The following is a 24218-nucleotide window of genomic DNA, read 5'->3' on the forward strand; positions in this document are numbered from 1 at the left end:
GCCCTCGGATCGTCGAGGGCCCGCTTCTGGATACGGCGTCCGCGACGGCCGCGTTCACCGACGGGGGCGCTCAGTTCTTGCGGGCCACCCCGCCGAACATGGCGACCTCCTCCGGCTCGGCCCCGTGGTCGTTCTCGGGGCGCCAGCGCGAGCAGGACACCACGCCCGGCTCCAGCAGCTCCAGCCCGTCGAAGAACCGGGCCACGTCCTCGGGCGTGCGCTGTGTGAGCTTCGGAGTGCCGTGCTCGTTCCAGAACTTCACCGCCTCGTCCACGTCTGGCATCGACGGGCTGGTGATGGTGTGCGACAGCACCAGATGGCTGCCCGACGGCAAGCGGTCCGTCAACTGCCGTACCAGGCCGAACGGATCCTCCTCGTCACCGATGAAGATGGCCACGCCGAGCAGCATCAGAGCCACCGGCTGACTGAAGTCCAGCGTGCGCGCGGCGTGTTCGAGGATGGCGTCGACGTTGCGCAGGTCCTCGTCCAGGTAGTCGGTACGGCCCTCGGGCGTGCTGGTCAGCAGGGCACGCGCATGCGCGAGGACGAGCGGGTCGTTGTCGACGTACACGATCCGGGACTCCCGCGCGATCCGCTGCGCCACCTCGTGCGTGTTGTCGGCGGTGGGCAGCCCGGTGCCGATGTCCAGGAACTGCCGGATGCCGACCTCACCCACCAGATGGCGTACCGCACGGCCGAGGAAGAGCCGGTCGGCGCGCGCGTACTCGCCGATGCCCGGGTGCAGTTGGCGGATCTGGTCGCCGGCCGCGCGGTCGACCTCGTAGTTGTCCTTGCCGCCGAGCCAGTAGTTCCAGATCCGGGCGGTGTGCGGCTGGCCGGTGTTGATGCGGGCACGCAGCGACACGGCCACGTCGTTGGTGGCTGCCGGGTTGTCGGTCACGTGGGTCAGCTCCTGGATGCCTGATGAGATGCCTGACGAGAGATACACCGTGCAGGACGCAATCTAGACGCCCTAGTTGATCTCCGCTGCCCGGCCGGGGAATTCCCCTGCCACCGTCTGCCCGCGCTCGGACGGCCCGCCGCTACCGTCCGGCTCACCCCACGGCCGCCTGTCCTGAGCCCACATGACCGGCATCCCGCACGACACACCCGGCGTGCCGGATCCGCTGCGCGCGCTCGGCCTGGAGCGGCTGCGACGTCCGTTCGGCACCGGCGGCGCGGGGCACGTACGCCTCAGCCTTGCCGCCTCGCCCGGGATCCTCACCGAGGAGGTACGGCGGATGGCGGCCGCTCTGTGCTGGACGCTGCGGGCGCCGCCACCGGCCGGCCCGTCCGGCGGGCGGCGTCCGGCTGTGCGCGGGCCGGTGCCTGACCCTCGTTCACCGGCCCGGTCGCCTCCTAGACTGCCGACATGGACGACACGCGGCTCGACCGGCTCGGCTCCGGCAAGTACCTGCTGCTGACCAGCTTCCGCAAGAACGGCACTCCCGTGGCCACCCCGGTGTGGGTGGTCCGGGACGACGACGCCCTGGGCGTGTGGACGGTCGCCGACAGCTGGAAGGTCAAGAGGATCCGGCACCGCCCCGGCGTTCTCGTCGGCCCCTGCGACGTGCGCGGCAACCCCACCGGTGACCAGCTGCCGGCCAGGGCCGAGATCACCGACCCGGCCACCACCGCCCGCTACCGGAACCTCATCGCCCGCAAGTACGGCCTCGTGGGCCGCCTCACCCTGCTGGGCAGCCGGCTCCGGCGCGGACAGCACGGCACGGTCGGCATCCGGGTGACCCTCGGGGAGTGAGGGCCACCCGCCCCGCGCGTCCTACGACGCGTTCAGTACCGACCCCGACAGCTCGAGGCCGCCGGTCTGCGGCTCCCCGGTCCGGGGGTCGATCTGCCGGAACCGCACCGACTCCGTGGACTCCCGGACCCGGTCCTTGACCGTGGGCAGGGTGATGTCCGCGCTGGTGCGGCCCGCCGGGATGTCCGTCCACAGGTAGAGCCCGTACACCTTGGACAGCGGACGCACCGGGTCGGGCTTCTCCCCGGTCATGTCGCGCAGCCAGGCGGCCGGGACGTCCTTGGTGGACAGCTCCGGCGCGGTGGCCGGCACGACCTCGAACGCGGCGCTCATGTCCACGTCCACAGCCTCGGACAGCGACACCCGCCACTTCAGCGACTGCCCCTCGGTCACCTTGCCGGCGACAGGCGTGACGGTCATGGTCGGCGCCGGGTCGTCGTCGTGGACGGTGATCCCGCCCCGGTAGGAGCCCACGACCGCGCCGTGGACCGCCTTGACCAGCACGTCGTACGACACATCGGTGCCGTACCGCTTGTTGCCCTTCACCTCGACCGGTACGTCGACGTCCTGAGCACCCGGACGCACCGTCACCAGCCGGTCCTTGGCCTTGCCGGTGGCCGGGTCGGTGACGTACAAGCGGACCTGGCCGCTGCCGCCCCGGCCCGTCACCCGCACCGGGACCCGGTAGGTCCGCACGCCCGAGTCACCCTCGTCGACGGTCGTCCGCCCGACGTCCACGCGCGGCAGCGCGTCGGTGCGCACCGCGGGGGTCCCGGGCCGCCAGCCCCACGCGTCCATGAGCCAGGCCCGTCCCGACGCCGAACGCGGTGTCAGCTCCAGGGACTTGACCGAACCCAGGTCGAGCCCGGCGCCGGTCGCCGCCGTCAGCGGCACGCGCAGTTCCTGCGCCCAGTACGAGGCGGTCCGTTCACTGCCCGGCAGTCCGTCGAGCTTGACCCGGCCGAGCTTCGCCTTCTTGCCGGAGGCGTCGGTCAGAGCCACGTCCAGCTGCGTGCCCCGGGAGTTCGGCGGCACGAACAGCCGCAGTCGCAGCGCGGTGGACCCGGACAGCGACACCGGCGTCCTGGCGGTCACCCGGGCCGGGGTGCCGGCGCGCGTCCAGCGCAGCGCGATCGCCTGCCGACCGGCCTCCCGGTCGGTCTCCCAGTACGCGAAGTGCGGCGAGGAGCCCTTGGTCCCCTCGCCCAGACAGGCCTTGGCCGGGCTCGGGTCCACCGCGGCGCACAGCTTGCCGCCGGTCACCGACACCCCGCCGTCCGGCAGGAACCCGCCACCCCGGCGGGCACCCACCGCGTGGCTCAGCACCCGCGCCGGGTCCGCCGACGGCGCCCGCCTGCCGGAGCCGTCCAGCAGCGGCCGAACCCGGTCGTCGCCCGTGAGGAACAGCCGCGCGGCGGCGGCGATGTACGTGGAACCGGCCCGGTGCTGCTGGTCCGCCGTCAGCCGGGTGGCGGCCCGTTCGGCGCACACCGGGTCGTGGTGCTGCGGGTCGTCGGAGAAGTCGTCCTCGGCGGGCGCCGCGGCCTGGCCCGGCGTCCACTCCGAGTTGAAGAAGTTGTGGTTGGCGCCGATCACGTACACCGCGCTGTGCAGCGCGGTGCCGTTGCTGACCGCCCGGGTGCCGTCGACGTACACCTGGCCCTGGAGGTCGGAGACGTCACCGTCGCAGCCCGGCAGGATGCTCACCGACGGGACGTCGGGCACCGGGTTCTGTCCGAAGACGGTCGGGCCGATGAGGACCGTGCCCCGGATGTGCCAGCGCACCGGCCCGTGATAGCCGTCCTGGTCGGCGGGCGGCGGGGCGAGGCTGTCCAGCGCGGCCCGGTTGACGCCCTCCCCGCCTCGCGAGTGGCCGACCAGCAGCACCCGCGACAGATCGGCGCGGGGCGCCTCACGGACCACCTTCGGTGCCGTCTCGGGGTGTTCGGCCCAGCCGGCCCAGCGGGCCAGGTGCAGCCGCACCAGCGACGACCGCGCCTGCGCCCCGCCGTCCTCCGCGGCGAAGTCCTGCCCGTTGATGCCGTTGGCCGAGATCGACACGGTGACATAGCCCTGTGAGGCCAGCAGCTTCTGGTCGCGCAGGTACCCGCGGTGACTCGGCACCGGCTTGGTGCCGGACTTGCAGGGCCAGTCGCCGGTGACGTCCTCGCGTCCCTTGTAGCAGGTGGCGTGACGGCCGTGCAGGAACAGCGCGAGGGGACGCTTGCCGGACGCGCCGACCGGTGCGACGACCACCGCGCGCATCTCCACGGGAGCCGCGAGACCCGGCAGCCGGACCGATGTCAGCCCGTACTCCCCGGACTTGGTGCGGTAGGTGCCGGGTTTGCCCGGATCCACGCCGTTCGCCGGGAGCGGGGCCGGCAACCGGGCGGCCGCCACGGCACCGCCCGGCTCCCGCCGGTCCAACCGCTGTCCGCCGGACCACACCTGGAGCCCGTGCAGCTCCGTCGCGTGCCGTCCGTCGAGCGGCAGCCGGAACGTGTGTCCGTCGGCACCCGGTCGCGGCACACCCAACAGCCGTCCCGCGGAGCGGAATTCGACGCGGGCGTCGCCCATCGGTACCGGCCGGTCCGACCGCCACACCAGCTGGGGCGCCGACTCCCCACCGGTCAGCCGCCACCCCGGCGGCAGTGGAGAGCCGTCCTGAGTCGTCGATCCCCCTGCAACGCCTGGTGGTTGAGAGTGGGCGACTGCCACCCCCGGGGATGCCCCCGCCACCGCGAGCAACGCGGTGGCGGTCACCCATATGCGCCGGGCACGGACCACTGTTCCTCCTCGAACCCCGACCTCGGACGGCCCGGCCGTCCCGGGCGTCCCTCGCTCCCGAGGATGGAAAGCGGAGACTGTGGGTTGCCTGTGAAGAGGAGGTGATGGATCACATCGGAGGTCGGCCCCGGCGCCGATCGGGTTTCACGGGCTGGACGGCCTTTCGCCGCAGGGGAGTTGGTCCCGGGGCTGTGGCGTCGGTGACGCGGCCTGTCGGGTGCTCAGCGTCGTGCGGCGGTCAGGTCCAGGCCCGGTACGGCTCGTCCATCAGCTGGAAGACCGGTTCACCGCGCACGGGGTCCTGGGCGGTGGACAGCCGGACCCGGTCACCGCTGTGGATCCCGACCGGCGGGCCCATGACCCGGCCCCGTACGACGAAGCCCTCGGCCATCTCTATCAGCGACACATTGCGTGCCGCGGGCGTGTTGCGGTGCACCACGGTGGAGTGGCGGACCGTGCCGGTGCCCTCGCTGCGCTCGGTGCGCAGTTCACTGCCCTGGCACACCGGACACAGCAGCCGGTGGTACGTCGCGGTGCCGCACCAGGTGCAGCGCTGGAAGAGGATGGCGTCCTTGGAGTCCGCGACGGCGGGTTCGAGAACACCCGTCGCGGAACCGGCCGCCGGGTGCGAGGTGCTTGCTGAGTGGTGGTACACGCTGGTCAACTCCCTGCGCTCGGCCGGAATCCCGCGTGCCCGGAGCGGGCCGTGCACGCACGTGCACGGGTGCCGTGCCACCGTGCACGCCGACAGCGTATGGCACTCAGTGTCACTCGTAAAGGCACTCCGTACCCCTAATTACCGTCATCGGGTCCCCGCGGCGGTCAGCCGCGGTCGAGCGCCGTCTCCAGCTCCTGCACCACGCGCCACAGCGGGGCGTCCCGGCGGGTGACCAGGACCACCACGTCGTCGGGCTGTGCGGCGCCGGTGCCGGCCGGGCCGCCGCGGGCGGGCGCCGCCGGGGCGTCCGCCGGCCGGGCGTACGTCCTCTGTACATAGGTCAGCGCGTGGTCGACGGCCGCGCCCGCGTCGCCCTCGCCCTCCGACCGCAGCCAGCAGCGCAGGGCGTTGTTGTGCGCGGCGACGACCGCGGCGGCGATGACGTCGGCGCGCAGGGTCCCGTCGGGCCGCCCCGCGAACCGGGCGCGCAGATACTCGGCGAGCGCGCGCTCGTAGCGCCACACCACCGACAGCTCATAGGCGCGCAGCCCCGGCACCTGCCGGGTGAGCCGGTAGCGCTGCACCGAGAAGGCCGGGTTCTCGGCGTACATCCGCAGCACCAGCCGGGCCGCGTCGCACACCCGCCGCACCGGCTCGTGCTCGGGACCGCTCGCCGCCAGGAACGCGGTCATCTCGGCCAGGCAGCCCTCGTGGTCGGGGAAGACCACGTCCTCCTTGGAGGGGAAGTAGCGGAAGAACGAGCGCCGGCCGACCCCGGCCAGGGCCACGATGTCGTCCACCGTGGTCTGCTCGTACCCGCGTTCCAGGAAGAGCCGGAAGGCCGCCGCCACCAGGGCGTCCCGCATCGGCGGCTTCGCGGCCGGCGCCGCGCTGCTGGAGCTCATGGACGGGAAAGTAGCACTCGGACCAGATTACTGACACTCAGTGCAGCGTGAGCGGCCTCATGGGGGAACTGAGTGCTGCTGGGACCAGTGCGGGGCGCGGCGACGGCGTGGGGCGCGGCGACGGCGTCGAAGGGCGTGACGGCGGGCGGTGGGGGCGCGGCGGCGGTGAGGGGAATGCCGGCGAGCGGGGCGGCCTGTCCGCGCGGGCGATGAGCCACGGGTGGGCGGTCGGCCGTCCGGGGGTGTGCGGAGCGGGCGTACCCTGCGGCGTAACCTTTCTCCGCCACCGCCACCGCCACCGCCACCGCCACCGCCACCGCCACCGCCACCGCCACCGCCGCTGACGACGTCGGCCTCGCACCACTCAGGTGCCACCCCCGCACCGCCCTCCAAGGAGTCCTCATGACCGGCGACCGCCCCCGCCTGCTCTACGTCACCGACCTGGCGTACCAGGCCCGCGGGCGTCGTTACTGCGACGAGGACATCCACCTCACCTCCCGGCTGCGCGCCCACTTCGATCTGGCCCTGTGTCATCCACTGGACGCCGCGGCCCTGATGGACGGCTTCGACGCCGTCGTCGTCCGCAACAGCGGCCCCGTCCTCGGTTACCAGCGCGCATACGACGCCTTCCGCGCGCGGGCGCTGGCCACCGAGGCCCGTGTGTACAACCCGCTCACCGGGAAGGCCGACATGGCCGGCAAGCAGTACCTGCTCGACCTGACCGCCGCCGGCTTCCCCGTGATCCCGACCGTCGACCGCGCCGAGGACCTGCACCTGCTGCCGTCCGCCGAGCGGTACGTGGTCAAGCCGAAGCTCGGTGCCGACTCCCTCGGCCTGCGGATCGTCCCCGGTAGCCGGCTCGGAGACCTCGCCGCCGGCGACGTCCTGGTCCAGCCCTGCGTCGACTTCGCCTACGAGGTGTCCTTCTACTTCGTCGACGACGACTTCCAGTACGCCCTGTACGCACCCGACCCCCAGCGCCGCTGGGAACTCAGGCCGTACCCGGCCACCGCCGCCGACCTGGAGTTCGCCCGCCGGTTCATCGACTGGAACGACCTCGGGTGCGGCATCCAGCGCGTCGACGCCTGCCGCGCCCCCGACGGCGGCCTGCTGCTGGTCGAACTGGAGGACCTCAACCCCTACCTCTCCCTGGACGCGCTGCCGGAGGAGGCCGGGGACGCCTTCGTCGCCGCGTTCACGGCGTCCCTGAGCCGGTTCGCGCAGGGAGTGGTCAGCCCAGCCTGACCACGATCCGCTGGCCGGCTCCCGCCATGCCCGTCAGATCGCCGAACGTCAGGGTCAGCGTGGAGCCGGTGGCCGCCGAGGAGAGCGTGGCCGGCGCGGACGTCACCGCCGCGACCGCCCGACGCCACGTCACGGTCCGGTACGGCCTCAGCGTCGACGGGACGCGCGTCCACCAGAACGACACGCGCCGCGCGCTGGAGTCCCGCACTGGCTTCGGCGACGATTCACGGACGGCACGCCGGGCACCCAGGAGGCACGAGCGACATCGACTGGACGGCTCCCGGCCGGTGCCGGGCGGCGGCCGGGAGCGAGTGCATGGCGGAACGGGAGCGACTGCATGGCTGACGGAAGCGGCGAGCGGGACGCGGGCGGCGGCATGGCGGACCGGAGCGGTGGGCGGGACACGGGCGGTACGGCGGACGGGAGCGAGCGGGCCGGCGAGGGCAGCCGAGCGGTGGATCCGGGCGGTGGCGGGCCGGCGGATCGGAGCCGCAGGCCGGCGGATCGGAGCAGTGGTCGGGAGGCGGATCCGGGCAGCGGCCGGCAGGCGGACCCAGGGGGCTTCTTCGACCGGCTGAACCCGGACATGTGTGTGGTCACCGCCGTGGCGGGTGACGAGCGTGCCGGCTGCCTGGTCGGCTTCGCCTCGCAGTGCTCCATCCAGCCGCCCCGGTTCGTCGTCTGGCTGTCCAAGGCCAACCACACCTACCGGGTCGCCCGGACCGCGCAGCACCTCACCGTCCATCTGCTCACCCGCGACCAGCGGGACCTGGCGGAACTGTTCGGCGGCGAGACGGGCGACGAGGTCGACAAGTTCGCGCGGCTCGACTGGCGTGAGGGACCCGTCGGTTCCGCCGTCCTGGACGGGGCCGCGGCCTGGTTCGTCGGCACCGTCCTGCACCGTATCGACGGGGGCGATCACGTCGGTCACGTCCTCGACCCGGTCGAGTGGGGCGAGGGACCTGACGGACCGCTGCTGCGGCTCTCCGACGCGGTCACCATCGAAGCCGGGCACCCCGCGGACTGAGTGACCGCTAGGTGCCGGTCACCATCGATGCCGGGCACCCAGCGGACTGAGCGTGACCGCTAGGTGTCCGTCTCCGCCGCCCCTTCCGCGTCCCGCGCGGTCTCCGGGGGCACCCGGATGTCCAGCACGCACACGTCGTCGCGCCGTTCGTCCGCCAGTATCGTGGCGAGCAGGGCGTCCAGGGAGCCGGACTCGCCGAGGCCGTGCGCCCGCACCGCCTCGGCCAGCCGGGCGAAGCCCGCGTCGAGACCCTCGCCGGGGCGTTCGACCAGGCCGTCGGTGTAGAGCAGCAGCCGGTCCCCGGGTTCGAGCCGCAGCTCCAGCGACTCGTAGACGGGGGCGGCCGTCGCGCCGAGCAGCATGCCGCCGGGACGGTCGAGGAAGCGCACCTCGCCCCGGCGCACCAGCAGCGGCGGCGGGTGCCCGGCCTGTGCCCAGGCCAGGATGCGCCGGTCGGGATCGTAGCGGGCCAGGACCATGGTGGCGGTGGTCTGGCCGTCGCGGGAGTGCAGCAGCAGCTGGTTGAGCCGGGTCAGTGCGCCCGTGAGTGAGGAACCGGTGCTGACCATGCCCTTCGCGGTGAACCTCAGCTGAGCCATGGTGGCCACGGCGTCGATGCCGTGACCCGCCACGTCGCCGACCACGAACAGTGCCTCGGAGTCGGGCAGTTCGATGGCGCTGAACCAGTCGCCGCCCACGTGGATGCCCGTCTGCGAGGGCAGATAGGAGACCTCGATGCGCAGTCCGGCCAACTGCCGGGGCTTGTCGGGCAGCGGCAGCAGGGCGTGCTGCAGCCGGGCGGCCAGGGCCCGCTCGGCCTGGAGGATGCCGCGCTGGAGCAGCATCGCGCGTTCGCTCTCCACCAGCGCGAGCTCCGCGCTGCGCTGCGCGGTGATGTCCTGGATGAAGCCGTGCACCTCGACCGGGGTGCCGTCGGGCGCCGTGACCGCCTCCGCGACCATCCGCAGGTACCGGACGCCCGCGGACGTCTCGATGCGGAACGGCACGTCGAACGGCCGGCCGCGCGAGACGAGTTCGGCGATCGCGTGGGCGAGCGGCCCCTTGTCCTCGGCCAGGGCCAGATCGGGCAGCCGCTCCAGCCGGACCGGCCGCTGTCCGGGCTGCCGGCCGAGCACGGCGTAGGTCTGCGCGGCCCAGGAGCTCTCCTGGGTGATCAGGTTCCAGTTCGCCCAGCCGAGGTTGCCGAGCCGCTGCACGTCGGCCAGGCGCTGCTCCTGGCGTTCCACCGGGTCGTGCCGCAGCCAGGTCACCACCAGGCCCTCACCCAGCCGCGCCGCCCGCACCGTGTAGGTGGTGGTCACGGGCACCTCGCCGACCACGTCCTGGTAGGCGAACGGCTCGCCCTCGAACAGGTCTCCGGTCTCCAGGGCCTGGAGATAGCCCTGCCACAGCGGCTCACCCGCGACCGACGGGTAGCTCTCCAGGATGCGTTTGCCGACCATGTCCCGGCCGGTCCGGCCGAACACGTCGACCGCTTCCGGAGTGGCCGCCTCGATGCGGTAGTCCTCCACCTCGCCGGCGGCGGAGCGCAGCGGGGTCAGCAGGATCGCCGCTCCCGGCAGTGCGTCGAACACCGCCTGCACGGTCTGGGAGACATTCCCTGCCGTGCCGTTCTGCGGGCTGTCGAAGGCCCGCAGCCGGCCCGCGCACAGCCGGGCCACGGCCCGCAGCAGCTCCCGCTCGCGCGCTTCGAACGGCCCGCCGCGCCGGCGCAGCACCCCGAGGGCGACGCTCGCGGTGTCCCCGGTCGGCACGGGCAGCCAGGCCCGGGTGAGCCACCGCTCCGGAGGGGCCCCGATGAGCAGGTAGCGTGCGCGGTCCACCGCCGCGTTCTCCAGCCAGCGCGGCTCCCCGGACCGCAGGGCGTCTAGTGCGGGCACGCCGGTCACCGGGGGTACGTGACGCCACTGGGCGGCGAGGGTGGGGTCGATGCCGGCGTGCCCGATCAGGCCGAGCCCGCCCTCGGGCAACTGCTCGTAGATCATCACCGCGTCGGCGTCCACCTCGGGCGCCAGGTGGTCCAGCAGGCACCCGGCCAGCTCGTGCGGCGAGCCGACCCGGACCAGGTCGCGGCCGATGTGGCCCAGTACGTCCGCCAGGTCCAGGGCGCCTTCGCCTGCGGGCACGCTTCCCCAGGGGCCGACGGTGGGGGGCGCCGCCGCGGGCGGTGCGACCGGGGCGGCGGGGTGTTCCTTGGGCGGCAGGGCGCCCAGGGTGAGCCAGCACTGTTCGAGGAGGGTGCGGTTGCCGTCCTTGGCGCGCTGGAGCAGCTCCTCGTGGGCGGTGTCCGGAGTGCAGCCGGTGACGGCCATCAGTACGCCCTTGGCGCGCTCCAGGACCGCCGAGGTGGCGGCCAGATCCCGCAGCCGTTCCATCTCGGCGCGCTGCCGTGCCACGACCTTGGCCAGCGCCGCGAGCTCGGCGCTGGTCTCGCGGTCCACCGGAGGCAGAGGCTCGCTCGTCACGCGACGAGCATTGCACACCTGCGCCCGTTCGATCACTCGTCTGCCGGGGCGGGATTCATGCGACCTTCATACGAGGCTCCCGCTCATGGGGAGGGGCCCTGCGAGCAGGGGCGGCCGGTCCCGGGGGCGGGGATCCGGGCGGAGGGGCGAGCGGGCGCGGATGGGGCCCGGGAAGGCGGGGAAAGGGCGGGGAAGCCCGGGCCGGCGGAGACGGGCCGGCAGAGCTCAGCGGCCCGCGCCGCGGCCGACCAGGGCCTCGCTGACCGCACGCACGCTGCGCGCGATGTGCTGCAGTTGCAGCACCTCGGCCGCGTACAGCTTGATCGTGTGTTCGATCACCGACTCGGGCAGTCCGAGCATCGGCAGCTCGGCCCGCGCGGTCTGCAGGGCGGTCCGTGCGACCCGGATCTCCTGCTGGACCTGGAGCTGCGCGTGCCGGGCGAGCAGGACCGGGTGGCGGATGAGTGCCGGATAGCTGGCGTAACGCGCGGGGATCAGCTCACGCAGCCACTTGGCCGCCGAGCGCTCCCAGTCGTAGCTGCCCGGCGTCTTGACCTGACAGGGCCAGTCGGGGGTGATGCGCGTGCTGGTCAGGGGCATGATCATCGCTTCCGGTGTGCGGCGTCGTGAGGGTGGTCGACGAATCAGGGGCGGCCCCGGCCTAGGGGATGACCGGGGCCGCCACGGGCGCGTCGCGCAGACGATGCGCCCCGGGACACTCCGGGCGCCGACGTGGGTAGGGGACGGCGGCAGGGAGTGTCCGTTCGGGAGCCCCGGGCGCGGGGAACCGGCGCTGCGTGCGGTGGTGCGTGCGCATGGGCGGTCCGTCGGCTTTCTCGGGGCGGGTTTGCGTGCGGTGAGTCCGCCGAGCAGTATTTATATATGCCGTCCGGTTTGCAAGACGTATGAAAACATTCATGCGCGATTTGGGGTGAATGATCCCTGTCCAAGGGGTTGGAGACCGCAAGATCTTCACGAACGCCGGGCACGGGCGGAAGGATGAGCCGCGGGAACAGCGCCGGAACAGCGCCGGAACAGCGCCGGAACAGCGCCGGAACAGCGCCGGGCGAGGGCCCCCGGTCGGCCCTTGCCCGCACGGCGCCGGGACGGCGCCCGGCGAAGGCCCGGTCGGCCCTCACCCGCGCGCGGCGGGGCGGGACGTTCGCCGTCTTCGGGTCCGGCCGTTCTCGGGTCCGGCCGTCTTCGGGTCCGGCCGTCTTCGGGTTCGCCCGTCTTCGGGTTCGCCCGGGTCCTCGGGTCCGCCCGTCCTCGGGTCTGTCGGTCCTTGAGTTCGTCAGTCCTTGAGGAAGAACTGGTGCTGTTCCGAGAGCTGCTCGTACTTCTCCAGCCGGGCCTGGGTGCGCTCCGGATCGGCGTCGGTCATGGCCTGCAACAGCGCCGCGGCCAGGACACCGGGCGCGGCGTAGGAATCGAACACCAGCCGCGAACCGGTGCCGGTGGCGAAGGTGACGTCGGCTTCGTCGGCCAGCGGGCCCAGCGCCAGGTCGGTCACCAGGGCCACCTTCAGACCCGCGCCGCGTGCCACCCGGACGGCGTTCAGCGTCTCCTGGGAGTGCCGGGGCATGGCGAAGGCCAGCACCCAGCTGCCGCCGGCCTCGCGGGCCTGTAGGAGCGCGTCGTAGGCCACGCTGCCGCCGAGGGTCACCAGCCGTACGTCCGGGTGGATACGGCGGGCGGCGTAGCTGAAGTACTCGGCCAGCGACACCGAGATCCGCAGGCCCAGGACGGTCAGCGGGGCGGAGCGGGACAGCTCGCGGCCGACGTGGATGACCCGGTCGGGGTTGGCGAAGTCGCGCCGCAGATTCTCCAGGTTCTGGATCTCACCGTCGACGGCCGCCTGGAGCTCGTTGGCCCGGTTCTCCTCGCCGGGCCCGCCGGCGAGGCTGCTCAGCGCGATGGCCTGGAGCCTCTCGCGCAGCGCGGGGTAGCCGCTGAAGCCGACGGCGGCGGCGAAGCGGGTGACGGATGGCTGGCTGACCCCCACCCGGTCGGCCAGCTCGGTGATCGACAGGAACGCGGCCTCGGTGATGTGCTCGATCAGGTACTGGGCGATGCGCCGCTGCCCCGGCGACAGACGGGGGCCGTCGAAGAGTTCCCTGAGCCGGGAGGTCGGGGCGGCCTCGGCCGCGGGCGCCGTCCTGCCCGACGTGATCGCTGATGCCTGAGCGCGTGCCTGCTGCGGCGAGGGCACGGGTCGGCCTCCTTTGTCTGCCACGAGCACTCAACATAGCTCACCGACCGCCGTGACCAGGGGGTTGAGGCAGGGGGCTCACCGCCGGTACAGGCTGATGGAATGGCCCACTTCGCCGACCGGCCGACTGCTCGCGATCAGCTCGGCGAGCCCCCCGCGCGCCTTGGCGACCGCGGAGTCCGACACCACCAGCAGCCCGTGCACGCGCTCCGGCGGCACCGTACGCGGATCGGCGGCCCGGATGCCGTAGTACGACGGCACTCCGCTGCCCTTGTACACCAGCCACACCCGTTCGCCCGGATACCGTTCGCGGAGCCGGTCGGCGAGCCGGCCCAGGTCCTGCCCCCAGTCCACGTTCGAGTCGTGCAGCAGCCGGTGGGTGTGCGCGGGGCCGCCGAACGCCTCGTTCGCGTACGGCAGGTAGTACGGGAACGCGCGCAGCGAACTCACCGCCGTGAACATCACCAGCGCGCCGGCCAGGAGCCTGCTCCCGCGCCACCCGCAAGGCACCAGGCACGCCGCCGCCACCGCGAGGAACACCGGCACGAACAGCGCGTACCGGGTGCCGAAGTCCCGTGACCCCGTCATCGCCGCCGCCAGCAGCACCGCGGGCGGCACCAGCACATACGGCGCGGCGGGCCGCGTCCGGTGGCGGGCCGTGACCGCCACGGCACCGGCCACGCCCAGCACCAGCAGCCCGAGCGGCGTCTTCACCAGCAGCGCGGCCGGCAGGTAGTACCAGAGCGAACCGGTGTACAGGTGCCCGAACAGAAAGCCCTGCCAGGGGTGGTCCTCCAAGCCGAACTGCACTTGCATCCCGGCCCGGTACGCCGACGGTACCGGCAGCAGATCCACCAGCCGCCCGCGCAGGCCCGCCACGGCCGGCACCGGCTCGGCGGGGGAGAACCGCAGCCGGGGATCGACGGCCGCATACGTGACCCACACGACGACCAGGGCCACGACCGCCACGACGACCGCGCCCACCAGCGCCGCCGGCACCTGCCGCAGCCTGCCACCGGCCGGCCCGGAGACGGAACGCGGCCACCAGGAGACCGGGCCGGACCGCTCGGCGGCCACCACCGACACCGCCGCCAGCGCCATCAGCACCGGCACCGCCGGCAGCGCGCTCATCTTGGTCGCCACGGCCGCCCCCGCCGCCGCCCCCGCGAGCGGCAGATACCGCACAGGCCGGCGCCGGGCCCGCCACGCCAGCCAGACGGACGTCAGCACGAACCCGGCCGCCGGGAGGTCCAGCGTGGCCAGCGACCCGTGTGCGATCACATCGGGCGAGAAGGCGTACAGAGCGAGCGCGGCCGCCCCGCCCGCCGCGCCCGCCAGGTCCCGGGCGAACGCGAACACGACCAGCCCGCACAGCAGCGTCAGCGCGATCACCGGCAGCCGCGCCCACAGCATCAGCCGCCAGGGGTCGTTGCCCGACTCGTACAGCAGATGCCGGCCCACGGCCCCCTGTGTGCCGGTGTACGACGGGTCGTAGTGCGGGTCGGCCACCGCCACCCCGGCCGCGATCAGCAGCTTCCCGAGCGGGGGATGCTCGGGGTTGTAGCGCAGCCGGTGCTCGTGCAGATAGTCGGTGGCCGTCGCGACGTACACCGGCTCGTCGATGGTGGGGGTCTGCCGGACGGCCGAGGTGACCATCGCCACGGCCATCTGCGCCAGCAGCAGGAGGACCAGGAGCGGCAGGAACCGGCGTCCGTGCCGGCGCAGCCGGGCGTACGGGCCGGCGGGGGCCCGGCGTGCGGATCCCGCCGCGGGAGCCTCCGGTGTGCGGACCGGTTGCCGTTCGTGCGCCATCATCCGCCCCCAGCTGGCACCGGCCGTGCGGCGGCGGGAGAGCCCGGCGCCGGGTCATGGCCCCGCTGTCGCACCGCTCCCGCCAGCCCCGGCGTCACCGCCGCACGAGTCGTACCGGCAGACCTTCCGCCGTGCACACGGGTACGGTCCGCAGCCGGTCGGAGTTCACCCCGACCGGCACGAATCCCCCGGCGAGCCGGGCCGCGTCCAGGACCGGCGCCATGCCGCCCGCGGCCGGCGGCGGTTCGGTGTCCAGCCGCGGGTCGGAAACGTGCGGCCGGTCGGACACGTGCGGCCGGTCGGACACGTGCGGTGGGTCGGACCCGTGCGGTGGGTCGGACCCGTGCGGCCGGTCGAGCACCTGCGGGGGAGCGGTGCCCGGCAGCTGACGGCATGCCTGTGCCTCTCGGACGCGGATCCTGACAACGCCCCCGCCGGGCCCTCGAGGACCCGAGCGGCTCCGGCACCGGCGGCGCGCCCGGTCCTCAGCTCTCGGTCCTCAGCTCTCGGTCCTCAGCCCTCAGCTCTCGGTCCTCAGCCCTCAGCCCTCAGCCCTCAGCCCTCGGTCCTCAGCCCTCGGCCCTCAGCTCTCGGGGAGCGGCACGGCGGGCAGTGCCGTGGCCGGCACGATCAGGTCCGCCCGCTCCCGGGTTTTCGCGACCAGGTCGGCGTTGCGCTGGTCCGTGCCCAGCACCCAGGCCACGGCCGCCGCCCGCTCCTTGCCGAACTCCTCGTGCCGGGCGACCAGCCGGCGGATCCGCTCCTCCTCGTCGAGCTCGCAGAACCACACCTCGTCCAGGCACGGCCGCACCCGCGCCCACGCGCCCTCCGCCAGCAGCAGATAGTTTCCCTCGGTCACCACCAGCCGGGCCTCCGGCGGCACGGGCAGCACGCCGGCGAGCGGCTGCTCCAGCACCCGCTCGAACGCCGGCGCGTACACCACCTCGTCGGTCTCCTCGCGCAGCCGTCGCAGCAGCGCGGCGTACCCGGCCGCGTCGAACGTGTCCGGCGCGCCCTTGCGGTCCCGGCGGCCCAGCCGGTCCAGTTCCGCGTCGGCGAGATGGAAGCCGTCCATGGGGACATGCGCGGCCCGGGGCGGCCCGTCGCCGTTCAGGGCGCGCACCAGGCGCTCGGCCAGCGTCGTCTTGCCCGCACCGGGGCTGCCCGCGATGCCGAGCAGGGCACGCCGGCCGCCTCGGGACAGGGCACGGGCGCGCGTGAGGAGGTCGTCGAAGGTCACCGGCACACAGCAGAGTGTGCCACCGACCGCCCGCCGCACGTGTGGCGTGCGCCACCCGCTGAGGGCCGCCCCACGGGGAAGAGTTGGGGTATGACTCAGCTCGGTCTGCCCGACACCATCCAGGCGTGTCTCTTCGATCTCGACGGGGTCGTCACCAAGACGGCCGTCGTGCACGCGGCGGCCTGGAAGGAGACGTTCGACGCGTTCCTGCGCGACTACCAGGGCGCGCAGGGACGACCGTTCGACGCCGCCGACTACGACGAGTACGTCGACGGCCGCCCCCGCGCCGACGGCGTGCGGGCCTTCCTGGACTCGCGCGGCATCCACCTCCCCGAGGGCGAGCCCGGCGACCCGCCGGACGCCCGCACCGTGCACGGCGTCGGCAACCGCAAGAACGAGCTGCTGCTGGAGAAGATCCGCACGGGCGGAGTGGAGGCGTACGAGGGCACCCTGCGCTATCTGGAGGCCGTGCGCGCCGAGGGACTGCGCACCGCGATCGTCTCCTCCAGCGCCAACTGCCGGGACGTGCTGCGCTCCGTCGGCGCCGAGCACTTCTTCGACGTACGCATCGACGGAGTGGTGGCCGTCGAACGGAACCTGCCGGGCAAACCGCACCCCGACACCTTCCTCGCCGCCGCCCGCGACCTGGGTGTCGAGGCGTCCCGCGCGGCCGTCTTCGAGGACGCGCTGGCCGGCATGGACGCGGGCCGCGCGGGCGGCTTCGGGTACGTCGTCGGCGTGGACCGGGTGGGCCAGACCGACGCGCTGTACGCGCACGGCGCCGACACCGTCGTCCGGGACCTGGCCGAACTGGGAGGCAAGCAGTGATCACCGAGCGGTCGTACGCCGTCGAGCCGTGGACCGTCCGCGAGACCGCCCTCGACCTCGACGTCCTCGCCCAGAGCGAGTCCGTGTTCGCCCTGTCCAACGGGCACGTCGGCTGGCGCGGCAACCTGGACGAGGGTGAACCGCACGGGCTGCCGGGCAGCTACCTCAACGGCGTGCACGAGGTGCACCCGCTGCCGTACGCGGAAGCGGGGTACGGCTACCCGGAGTCCGGGCAGACCGTCATCAACATCACCAACGGCAAGGTCATCCGACTGCTGGTCGACGACGAGCCGTTCGACCTGCGCTACGGCCGGCTCGTCTCCCACGAACGCGTCCTCGACCTGCGCCGCGGGGTACTGGAGCGGACCTGTGAATGGACCTCACCGGCCGGCTCGACGGTCCGGGTCCGCTCGACCCGGCTGGTGTCGCTGACCCAGCGGGCGGTGGCCGCGGTGGCCTACGAGGTGGAGGCCGTGGGCAGCCGCAGCCGGGTGGTGATCCAGTCGGAGCTGGTCGCCAACGAGAGCCTGCCGGAGGGCGACGCCGACCCGCGCGCGGCGAAGGCGCTCAAGTCGCCGCTGGAACAGGAGGACGGCTTCGCCGCCGGCGAGCGGCTGCGCCTGGTGCACCGCACGCGGCGCAGCGGCCTGCGGGTCGCCGTCGCCGCCGACCATGTGGTCACCGGCCCCGAGCGCACCACCAGGCGCAGCGAGAGCGGCATCGATGTCGCCCGGCTGACCGTCACCTCCGTGCTGGAGCCCGGGCAGACCCTGCGGGTGGAGAAGCTGGTCGCCCACGGCTGGTCCGGCACCCGGTCGCTGCCCGCGATGGCCGACCAGGTGGACGCCGCGCTCGCCGCCGCCGCGCACGACGGCTGGGAGGGCCTGCTCGCCGACCAGCGGGCGTGCCTCGACGACTTCTGGAGCCGGGCCGACGTCGAGGTGGAGGGCGACGAGGAGATCCAGCAAGCCGTCCGGTTCGCGCTGTTCCACGTCCTGCAGGCCGGCGCCCGCGCCGAGCGGCGCGCGATCCCGGCCAAAGGCCTGACCGGCTCCGGCTACGACGGGCACGCCTTCTGGGACACCGAGATGTTCGTGCTGCCGGTCCTCACCCACACCGCGCCCCAGGCCGTGGCCGAGGCGCTGCGCTGGCGGTACAGCACCCTGGACGAGGCCCGCGAACGAGCCGCCCAGCTGGGGCTCGCCGGGGCCGCCTTCCCCTGGCGGACCATCGCCGGCCCGGAGGGCTCGGCCTACTGGCCGGCCGGCACCGCCGCCTTCCATGTGAACGCCGGTGTCGCCGACGCCGTGGTGCGCTACGTCGAGGCCACCGGCGACACCGCCTTCGAGCGGGAGGCCGGCGTGGAACTGCTGGTGGAGACCGCCCGGCTGTGGCGGTCGCTGGGCCACCACGACAGCCACGGCGTCTTCCACCTCGACGGCGTCACCGGCCCCGACGAGTACAGCGCGGTCGCCGACGACAACACCTACACCAACCTGATGGCCCGGCAGAACCTGCGCGCCGCCGCCGACGCGGTGGAACGCCATCCGCGCGAGGCGCGGCGGCTCGGCGTCGACGAGGAGGAGAGCGCGGCCTGGCGGGACGCCGCCGACGCCATGCACCTGCCGTACAACGACGAACTCGGCGTTCACGAACAGCACGCCGGGTTCACCCGCTACCAGCGCTGGGACTTCGCGGCCACCCGCTCCGACCAGTACCCGCTGCTGCTGCACTTCCCCTACTTCGACCTCTACCGCAAGCAGGTCGTCAAACAGGCCGACCTGGTGCTGGCCATGTACACCTGCGACGACTACTTCGAGAGGGAGCACGACGAGGAGCAGATCGCCCGGAACTTCGCCTACTACGAGCCGCTGACCGTCCGCGACTCCTCCCTGTCCGCCTGCTGCCAGGCCGTCATCGCCGCCCGGACCGGCCATCTGGACCTCGCTTACGCCTACACCTCCGAGGCCGCGCTGATGGATCTGCACGACCTGGAGCACAACACCCGGGACGGGCTGCACATCGCCTCGCTGGCGGGCACCTGGATGGCGTTGGTGGCGGGCTTCGGCGGCATGCGCCGCGAGCCGGAGCAACTGCGGTTCGCGCCCCGGCTGCCCGAGCGGCTGAGCCGGCTCGCCTTCCACGTCCAGTTCCGTGGGCGCCGGCTGCGCGTGGACATCGGCGCGGACAAGGTGACGTACGCGCTTCTGGACGGTGAGCCGCTGACGCTCTGTCACCACGGCGAGCCGCTGACGGTCGGCACCGAGGAGCCGGCCGTGCGGGCCGTACCGCCGATGGTCCGCCGCCCCGCCCCCGAACAGCCGCTCCACCGGGCGCCGAACGGCGGTTGAGCCGGGGCGGGTGCGTGCGGCTGACGGGCGCCGCGGGGAGCGCCGCGGGGGTGCGGGCCGGATGCCGGGTGCGGGCCGGCCGTGGCCGTTCGCGTAGTTCCCCGCGCACCTCGGGCAGGTCCACCGCGGCTTGGCCGAGGGTGCGGGGAACTACGCGACCGAGCTCCCGCGCAGCCGCACCCTGCTATCCGGCCCGCACCCCTACGGCCCGACCCTCACGCGCTCTCTCCGGCCAGCAGCGCGCGCAGCGCCCGCTCCTCCTCGGCGCCCAGCCCGGTCACGAAGTGCCGGAGCGCGGCGATCGGGTCGGGACCCCGGCCCAGGGCCTGGTGCATCGCCTGGGCGGTCAGCTCGGCCGCGTTCTTCGCCGGCCGGTACGCGCCGCGCCGCCCGTCGGCGTCCCGCAGCACCAGCCCTTTGTCGTACAGGCGTTTGAGGATCGTGTGGACCGTGTTGTACGCGAGCCCCCCGCCGATCTCGTGCTGTATCTCCGCCGGGGTCAGCGGTCGCTCGGTGGCCCAGAGGGTGGCCAGTACCTCGCTCTCCAGCTCCCCGGCGCCGCGCCGCTCCGCCCTGCCCGGGGCCCCTGTGCCAGCCATGCTCCAACCTTACAGCGCGTAGGGCCGTCGTCCGGATGGCCCTCTCCACCGGGTACGGCCGGGTGATACGCGTTGGTTTGGCCGTGTTTTTTCCTTTTTGCTCCCCGGCCCCACGGGTCGGGGGGTGACAGTGGGCGCTACGACCTGTGGGGACAAAGGGGTGGTCATGGCCGGCAGTGCGCACGCCACACTCGACGCGGTGAGCCACGAGCGCTCGCGCCGCACGCCCGTCGGCACCGCTCGTGCGGCCCGGCCGCCCGCTGCCGTCGCCGCGGCCTTCGCGCAGGCCCGGCAGCTCGTCGTCCGGCCCGGCAGGGGACTCGGCCGGGACGAGACGGCGCTTGCCGCCCGGATCGGCCGGCCCGCGCCCGCGGCCCCGGCGCACCACGTCGTACCGGGCACGGGCTCATGACGTCACCGGCCCAACTCACCGCCTCCCTGGGCCGCCGGCGCGCCTGCTGGCACGCCGGCGTCTGCCTCGCCGTTCTGCTCGGCGCGCTGTACCTGGGCCGCCGGCACTGGCCCGCGCTGGAGAGCGGGGCCGAGCGGCTGGCGGTCGCCGACCAGGGCTGGCTGCTGGCCGGCGCGGCGGCGGCAGTAGGCACGTGGGCGGCCTCCGCGCTCGCCCAGCAGGGCGCCGTCGTCCGGCGGCTGCCCGGCGCCCGGCTGGTCGCCGCCCAGTTCGCCGCCTCCGCCGCCAACCATCTGCTGCCCGCCGGGCTCGGTGCGGGCGCGGTGAACCTGCGCTTCCTGATGCGCTGCGGACTGCCGCCCGGACGCGCGGCCGGCGCGCTCGCCGCCAAGGCCGGTACCGGAGCCGCCGTCCGCCTGGCGTTGATCGCGCTGCTGGCCCCCGCCTGCCCGGGGCTGCTGCGCCTCCCGCGCGCCTCCCCGGTGGCGGTCACCGCCGTCCTCGCCGTGGCCGTACTGGTGGCGGTCCTGCTGGCCACCCCTTGGTGGGCGCGCTGCCGGCCTGCGCTCGCCGCCGTACTGACCGACATCCGCGCGCTGCACGCCTGCCCGGCCCGTGCGGCGGCCCTGTGGGGCGGCTCCCTGGCCTTCGCCGCGCTGCACGCGCTGGTTCTCATCGCCGTGACCCGGGCCGTCGGGCTGCCGCTCGCCCCGCTCCAGGTGGCACTGCTGTACCTCGCGGCCAGCAGTGCCGCCGCCCTGCTGCCCACCCCGGGGGGTCTGGGCTCGCTGGACGCCGCGCTGGCCCTCGCCCTCACCGCCGCCGGCACCCCCGGCGCCGCCGCCGCGTCCGCGGTGCTCGGCTACCGGCTGCTCACCGTGTGGCTGCCACTGCTCCCCGGCCTGCTGGTGCTCGGGATCCTCCTGCGGCGCAAGGCCCTGTGACCGCCGGGGCGTTGCCACGCGATCCCCTCTGACGGCCGGGGCCGCGGCAGCAGATCCCCGCGGCGGTCGTGAGTCTCCCGCACGCCGCTGCGGGCGCGCCGGCCGTCGAGATCGCTGAGGGCCACGACGCGACCGGCGCCGCGCGAACGATGCGGCAGGGCCTGTCGGCCGCGTAGGCCGCCTCGGCCGGGGGGCGGCCGGCTTTCCCTCCCCATGGGAAATGTCTGCCGCACCCTTTACTGCACACTAGTTGCAGGTGCCTGGGAATGGCACAAGGCTGTAGGGCGTAGCCGTACCCGCACCACCGAAGAAGAACCCTCCCGTGACGGCCGCCCCTGACTCCGCTCCGACCCTCCCCGCTCAGCCCGGGCCCACGTGCCCGGACTGGCACCGCGTTCGCGGCTCCACGACGCGGCAGGAGCGGGGTCAGGGCCGGCGGCACGGAGATCGCCTCCTGTCCGCGCCCGCCTGCCCCGGGCACCAGCGGGATTAATGATCCGGTCGCGGGAAACGCGGACCAGGACCGCCCGCGGACCCCGAAGGAGGCGACCCATGAGCGACCAGCAGTCCGAGCAGAGCCCCATGGCCGACGACGCCTACCAGCCCACCGGAACCAACGAGGAACAGGAGGACGCCACTCCCCTGGACCTGCAGGATGCGGTCGGTGAGCGGACGTACGACGACATGCTCGACGAGGGCTACTCCCCGCCCGAGCGCCCTTTGGGCGTCACCAAGCACGGCACCACCGCCGCTGAGCAGCAGCAGGGGGAGACCCTGGACGAACGGCTCGGCCAGGAGGTCCCGGACGTGACACCGCCGGCCGGCGACGAGGTCGGCGACCTGCCCGGCGGCGAGGGCGAGCCGGTCGACCCCGAGGCGGGCGGGACCCGCGCGGGCCGCCTGGTAGCCCCGGACGAGGGCGCCCACACCGACACGGTCAAGGAGGAGATCGCGCGGGACGTGGGCGTGGACGGGGGAGCGGCGGGAGCCGAGGAGGCAGCGGTGCACGTGGTGGAGGAGGAGATCTGAGCCCCGGCCGGAGAGAGTGGTCCCCCGGCGGCGCGGGCCGTGTCCGCGACACGGCCGCGCCGCCGGGTGCGTCCACCCGCCGTCAGCCAGGCGGCAGCGCCCCCTGTCCGTGGCCGTGCGGCCGTCCGCGCCCAGCGTCGGCCGACCGTCGTCCACCAGGCGGCAGCGCCCCTGTCCAGTCGTGCGGGTGCCCGCACGGCCACGGACAGGGGGCAGCGCCTCGGTCCAGTCGTGCGGGCGTCCGTACCCGGCGTCGGGACAGCGTCTCGGGCGGCGCTAGTCCAGCCGGTCCACTTGGCGGAGCCGGTTCGTCGCGTCGAGTGCCGCGACCTTGTACGACTCCGCCAGCGTCGGATAGTTGAAGACCGCGTCGACCAGATAGTCCACCGTGCCCCCGCACCCCATCACGGACTGTCCGATGTGGATCAGCTCGGTCGCGCCCGAGCCGAAGCAGTGCACCCCGAGCAGGGTGCGGTCCTCGGGTGACACCAGCAGTTTCAGCATGCCGTGGGAGTCCCCGATGATCTGTCCCCGGGCCAGCTCGCGGTACCGGGCCATCCCCACCTCGAACGGCACCCGGTCCTCGGTGAGCTGGTCCTCGGTCCGGCCGACGAAGCTGATCTCCGGGATGGTGTAGATACCGATCGGCTGGAGCCGGTGCATGCGCCCGACCGGCTCACCGCACGCGTGGTAGGCGGCGGCCCGGCCCTGCTCCATGGAGGTCGCGGCGAGCGCCGGGAAGCCGATGACGTCGCCGACGGCATAGATGTGCGGTATCTCCGTGCGGTAGTTCTCGTCGACCTCGATCCGACCGCGCGGGTCCGCCGCCAGGCCGGCCCGCCCGAGATCGAGGCCGTCGGTGAGGCCCTGGCGGCCCGCCGAGTACATCACGGTGTCCGCCGGTATCTTCTTGCCGCTCTCCAGCACCGTGAGTGTGCCGCGCGGGTGGCGCTCCACCGCGGCGACGGTCTCCCCGAACCGGAAGGTCACGGCGAGGTCCCGCAGGTGGTACTTGAGCGACTCCACGATCTCCACGTCGCGCAGGTCCAGCATGCCGGGGCGCTTTTCGACCACGGTCACCTTGCTGCCCAGCGCGGCGAACATGGAGGCGTACTCCATGCCGATCACACCCGCGCCGACGATCACCATGGACCGGGGCACCCGCTCCAGCGAGAGCACGTTGTCGGAGTCCATGATGGTCCGCCCGTCGAACTCGACGCTGTCCGGGCGGGCCGGCCGGGTGCCGGTGGCGATGACGATGTGCTCGGCGCCGATCAGCCGTTCCCGGCCGGAGACCTCGGACACCGCCACGGTGTGCGGGTCGGCGAAGCGGGCCGTGCCGGAGTACAGGGTGACGTGGTTTCGGGCCAGTTGGCTGCGGACGACGTCCACCTCGCGGCCGACCACGTGCCGGGTGCGCGCGGTCAGATCGGCGACGGTGATGTCCTCCTTCAGCCGGTAGCTCTGCCCGTACAGGTCACGTTGGGTGAGGCCGGTCAGATACAGCACCGCCTCGCGCAGGGTCTTGGAGGGGATGGTGCCGGTGTGCAGGGAGACGCCACCGAGCATGTCGGGGCGGTCGACGAGGGCGACCCGGCGGCCGAGCTTGGCCGCGGCGATGGCGGCCTTCTGGCCGCCGGGTCCGGATCCGATGACGAGCATGTCGAAGTCGAAGTCGGGCACGCTCGGGAGTCTGGCAGCCAGGGGCCGGTCCGGGGAAGACACGCCGTTCGGATTCCCGGTGTGGGAGCGGACCCGCGTGCACGAGGGCTCCCGGCAGTGCTCGGCGTGCGGGCGGGGGGGGGGGGGGGGGGGGCCCCCCCCCCCCCCCCCCCCGGGGCGCGGGGGGGGGGCCCCCCCCCCCCCGGCCCCCCCCCCGGGCCCCCCCCCCCCCCCCCCCCCCCCCCGCCGCTGCGGTCGTCTG

21 protein-coding genes are annotated in these 24218 nt (G+C 73.8%); 8 read left to right on the plus strand and 13 right to left on the minus strand.

The window, feature by feature from the left end; genetic code table 11:
• Positions 1–70: 70 nt before the first annotated feature.
• Positions 71–901: an SAM-dependent methyltransferase gene (locus ACIGYR_RS05340; protein ID WP_399601428.1), complete on the minus strand. Its 831-nt coding sequence runs from the start codon at positions 899–901 to the stop codon at positions 71–73.
• Positions 902–1372: 471 nt separating this feature from the next.
• On the opposite strand from ACIGYR_RS05340, the gene ACIGYR_RS05345 reads away from it, so the two are divergent.
• A complete protein-coding gene (locus ACIGYR_RS05345; RefSeq protein WP_399601430.1) occupies positions 1373–1759 on the plus strand; it encodes a PPOX class F420-dependent oxidoreductase in 387 nt (128 codons plus the stop codon).
• Between the two features lie 21 nt (positions 1760–1780).
• On the opposite strand, the gene ACIGYR_RS05350 is transcribed toward ACIGYR_RS05345, so the two are convergent.
• The 3 genes from ACIGYR_RS05350 to ACIGYR_RS05360 all read right to left on the minus strand — a co-directional run bounded on the left by ACIGYR_RS05350 (position 1781) and on the right by ACIGYR_RS05360 (position 6109).
• The gene (locus ACIGYR_RS05350; RefSeq protein WP_399601433.1) at positions 1781–4546 is read right to left on the minus strand and encodes a hypothetical protein; all 2766 of its coding nucleotides are present in this window, start codon (positions 4544–4546) and stop codon (positions 1781–1783) included.
• A gap of 238 nt (positions 4547–4784) precedes the next feature.
• Positions 4785–5201, minus strand: coding sequence for a Zn-ribbon domain-containing OB-fold protein (locus ACIGYR_RS05355; protein ID WP_391837551.1), 417 nt, complete (start codon positions 5199–5201; stop codon positions 4785–4787).
• A 167-nt stretch (positions 5202–5368) separates the two neighbouring features.
• Positions 5369–6109, minus strand: coding sequence for a TetR family transcriptional regulator (locus tag ACIGYR_RS05360; protein ID WP_399601436.1), 741 nt, complete (start codon positions 6107–6109; stop codon positions 5369–5371).
• 402 nt (positions 6110–6511) lie between these two features.
• Here ACIGYR_RS05360 and ACIGYR_RS05365 point away from each other — a divergent pair, with 402 nt between their 5' ends.
• On the plus strand, positions 6512–7354 hold the full coding sequence (locus ACIGYR_RS05365; RefSeq protein WP_391837547.1) for a hypothetical protein: 843 nt from the start codon (positions 6512–6514) through the stop codon (positions 7352–7354).
• Here ACIGYR_RS05365 and ACIGYR_RS05370 read toward each other — a convergent pair.
• Complete coding sequence (locus ACIGYR_RS05370) at positions 7341–7487, minus strand: hypothetical protein (RefSeq protein WP_391837545.1); 147 nt, start codon at positions 7485–7487, stop codon at positions 7341–7343. The genes ACIGYR_RS05365 and ACIGYR_RS05370 overlap by 14 nt on opposite strands.
• Before the next feature lie 453 nt (positions 7488–7940).
• On the opposite strand from ACIGYR_RS05370, the gene ACIGYR_RS05375 reads away from it, so the two are divergent.
• Positions 7941–8381 carry a flavin reductase family protein gene (locus tag ACIGYR_RS05375; RefSeq protein ID WP_391838257.1) on the plus strand — a complete coding sequence of 147 codons (441 nt, stop codon included), beginning with the start codon at positions 7941–7943 and terminating at the stop codon, positions 8379–8381.
• A gap of 59 nt (positions 8382–8440) precedes the next feature.
• Here ACIGYR_RS05375 and ACIGYR_RS05380 read toward each other — a convergent pair whose 3' ends face one another.
• The 6 genes from ACIGYR_RS05380 to ACIGYR_RS05405 all read right to left on the minus strand — a co-directional run bounded on the left by ACIGYR_RS05380 (position 8441) and on the right by ACIGYR_RS05405 (position 16137).
• Entirely contained in the window at positions 8441–10843 is a 2403-nt protein-coding gene (locus ACIGYR_RS05380; protein WP_399602322.1) for a SpoIIE family protein phosphatase, read from the minus strand.
• Between the two features lie 249 nt (positions 10844–11092).
• Positions 11093–11473 carry a hypothetical protein gene (locus ACIGYR_RS05385; RefSeq protein ID WP_391837543.1) on the minus strand — a complete coding sequence of 127 codons (381 nt, stop codon included), beginning with the start codon at positions 11471–11473 and terminating at the stop codon, positions 11093–11095.
• Positions 11474–12161: 688 nt separating this feature from the next.
• Complete coding sequence (locus ACIGYR_RS05390; protein ID WP_391837541.1) at positions 12162–13079, minus strand: MurR/RpiR family transcriptional regulator; 918 nt, start codon at positions 13077–13079, stop codon at positions 12162–12164.
• Between the two features lie 78 nt (positions 13080–13157).
• Entirely contained in the window at positions 13158–14894 is a 1737-nt protein-coding gene (locus ACIGYR_RS05395) for a phospholipid carrier-dependent glycosyltransferase (RefSeq protein ID WP_399601442.1), read from the minus strand.
• Between the two features lie 91 nt (positions 14895–14985).
• Entirely contained in the window at positions 14986–15198 is a 213-nt protein-coding gene (locus ACIGYR_RS05400; protein WP_399601443.1) for a hypothetical protein, read from the minus strand.
• A gap of 276 nt (positions 15199–15474) precedes the next feature.
• Positions 15475–16137 (minus strand): nucleoside/nucleotide kinase family protein, encoded by a 663-nt coding sequence (locus ACIGYR_RS05405; RefSeq protein WP_399601446.1) that lies wholly within the window; start codon positions 16135–16137, stop codon positions 15475–15477.
• 84 nt (positions 16138–16221) lie between these two features.
• Here ACIGYR_RS05405 and ACIGYR_RS05410 point away from each other — a divergent pair, with 84 nt between their 5' ends.
• The gene (locus ACIGYR_RS05410; protein WP_391837538.1) at positions 16222–16959 is read left to right on the plus strand and encodes an HAD family hydrolase; all 738 of its coding nucleotides are present in this window, start codon (positions 16222–16224) and stop codon (positions 16957–16959) included.
• Positions 16956–19310 carry a glycoside hydrolase family 65 protein gene (locus ACIGYR_RS05415; protein WP_399601449.1) on the plus strand — a complete coding sequence of 785 codons (2355 nt, stop codon included), beginning with the start codon at positions 16956–16958 and terminating at the stop codon, positions 19308–19310. The genes ACIGYR_RS05410 and ACIGYR_RS05415 overlap by 4 nt, the downstream gene beginning before the upstream one ends.
• Before the next feature lie 215 nt (positions 19311–19525).
• Here ACIGYR_RS05415 and ACIGYR_RS05420 read toward each other — a convergent pair whose 3' ends face one another.
• A complete protein-coding gene (locus ACIGYR_RS05420; RefSeq protein ID WP_399601452.1) occupies positions 19526–19909 on the minus strand; it encodes a BlaI/MecI/CopY family transcriptional regulator in 384 nt (127 codons plus the stop codon).
• A 166-nt stretch (positions 19910–20075) separates the two neighbouring features.
• Between ACIGYR_RS05420 and ACIGYR_RS05425 the strand changes: the two genes are divergently transcribed.
• From ACIGYR_RS05425 to ACIGYR_RS05435, 3 genes are all read left to right on the plus strand, one after another.
• A complete protein-coding gene (locus ACIGYR_RS05425) occupies positions 20076–20321 on the plus strand; it encodes a hypothetical protein (RefSeq protein WP_399601455.1) in 246 nt (81 codons plus the stop codon).
• A complete protein-coding gene (locus ACIGYR_RS05430; RefSeq protein ID WP_399601457.1) occupies positions 20318–21265 on the plus strand; it encodes a lysylphosphatidylglycerol synthase domain-containing protein in 948 nt (315 codons plus the stop codon). Before ACIGYR_RS05425 ends, ACIGYR_RS05430 begins: the two co-directional genes overlap by 4 nt.
• A 552-nt stretch (positions 21266–21817) precedes the next feature.
• The gene (locus tag ACIGYR_RS05435; RefSeq protein WP_399601461.1) at positions 21818–22294 is read left to right on the plus strand and encodes a DUF5709 domain-containing protein; all 477 of its coding nucleotides are present in this window, start codon (positions 21818–21820) and stop codon (positions 22292–22294) included.
• Positions 22295–22570: 276 nt separating this feature from the next.
• On the opposite strand, the gene sthA is transcribed toward ACIGYR_RS05435, so the two are convergent.
• On the minus strand, positions 22571–23977 hold the full coding sequence (sthA, locus tag ACIGYR_RS05440; RefSeq protein WP_399601463.1) for a Si-specific NAD(P)(+) transhydrogenase: 1407 nt from the start codon (positions 23975–23977) through the stop codon (positions 22571–22573).
• Positions 23978–24218 lie beyond the last annotated feature (241 nt).

Source organism: Streptomyces sp. NPDC053076 (assembly GCF_044546845.1).
GTDB lineage: Bacteria > Actinomycetota > Actinomycetes > Streptomycetales > Streptomycetaceae > Streptomyces.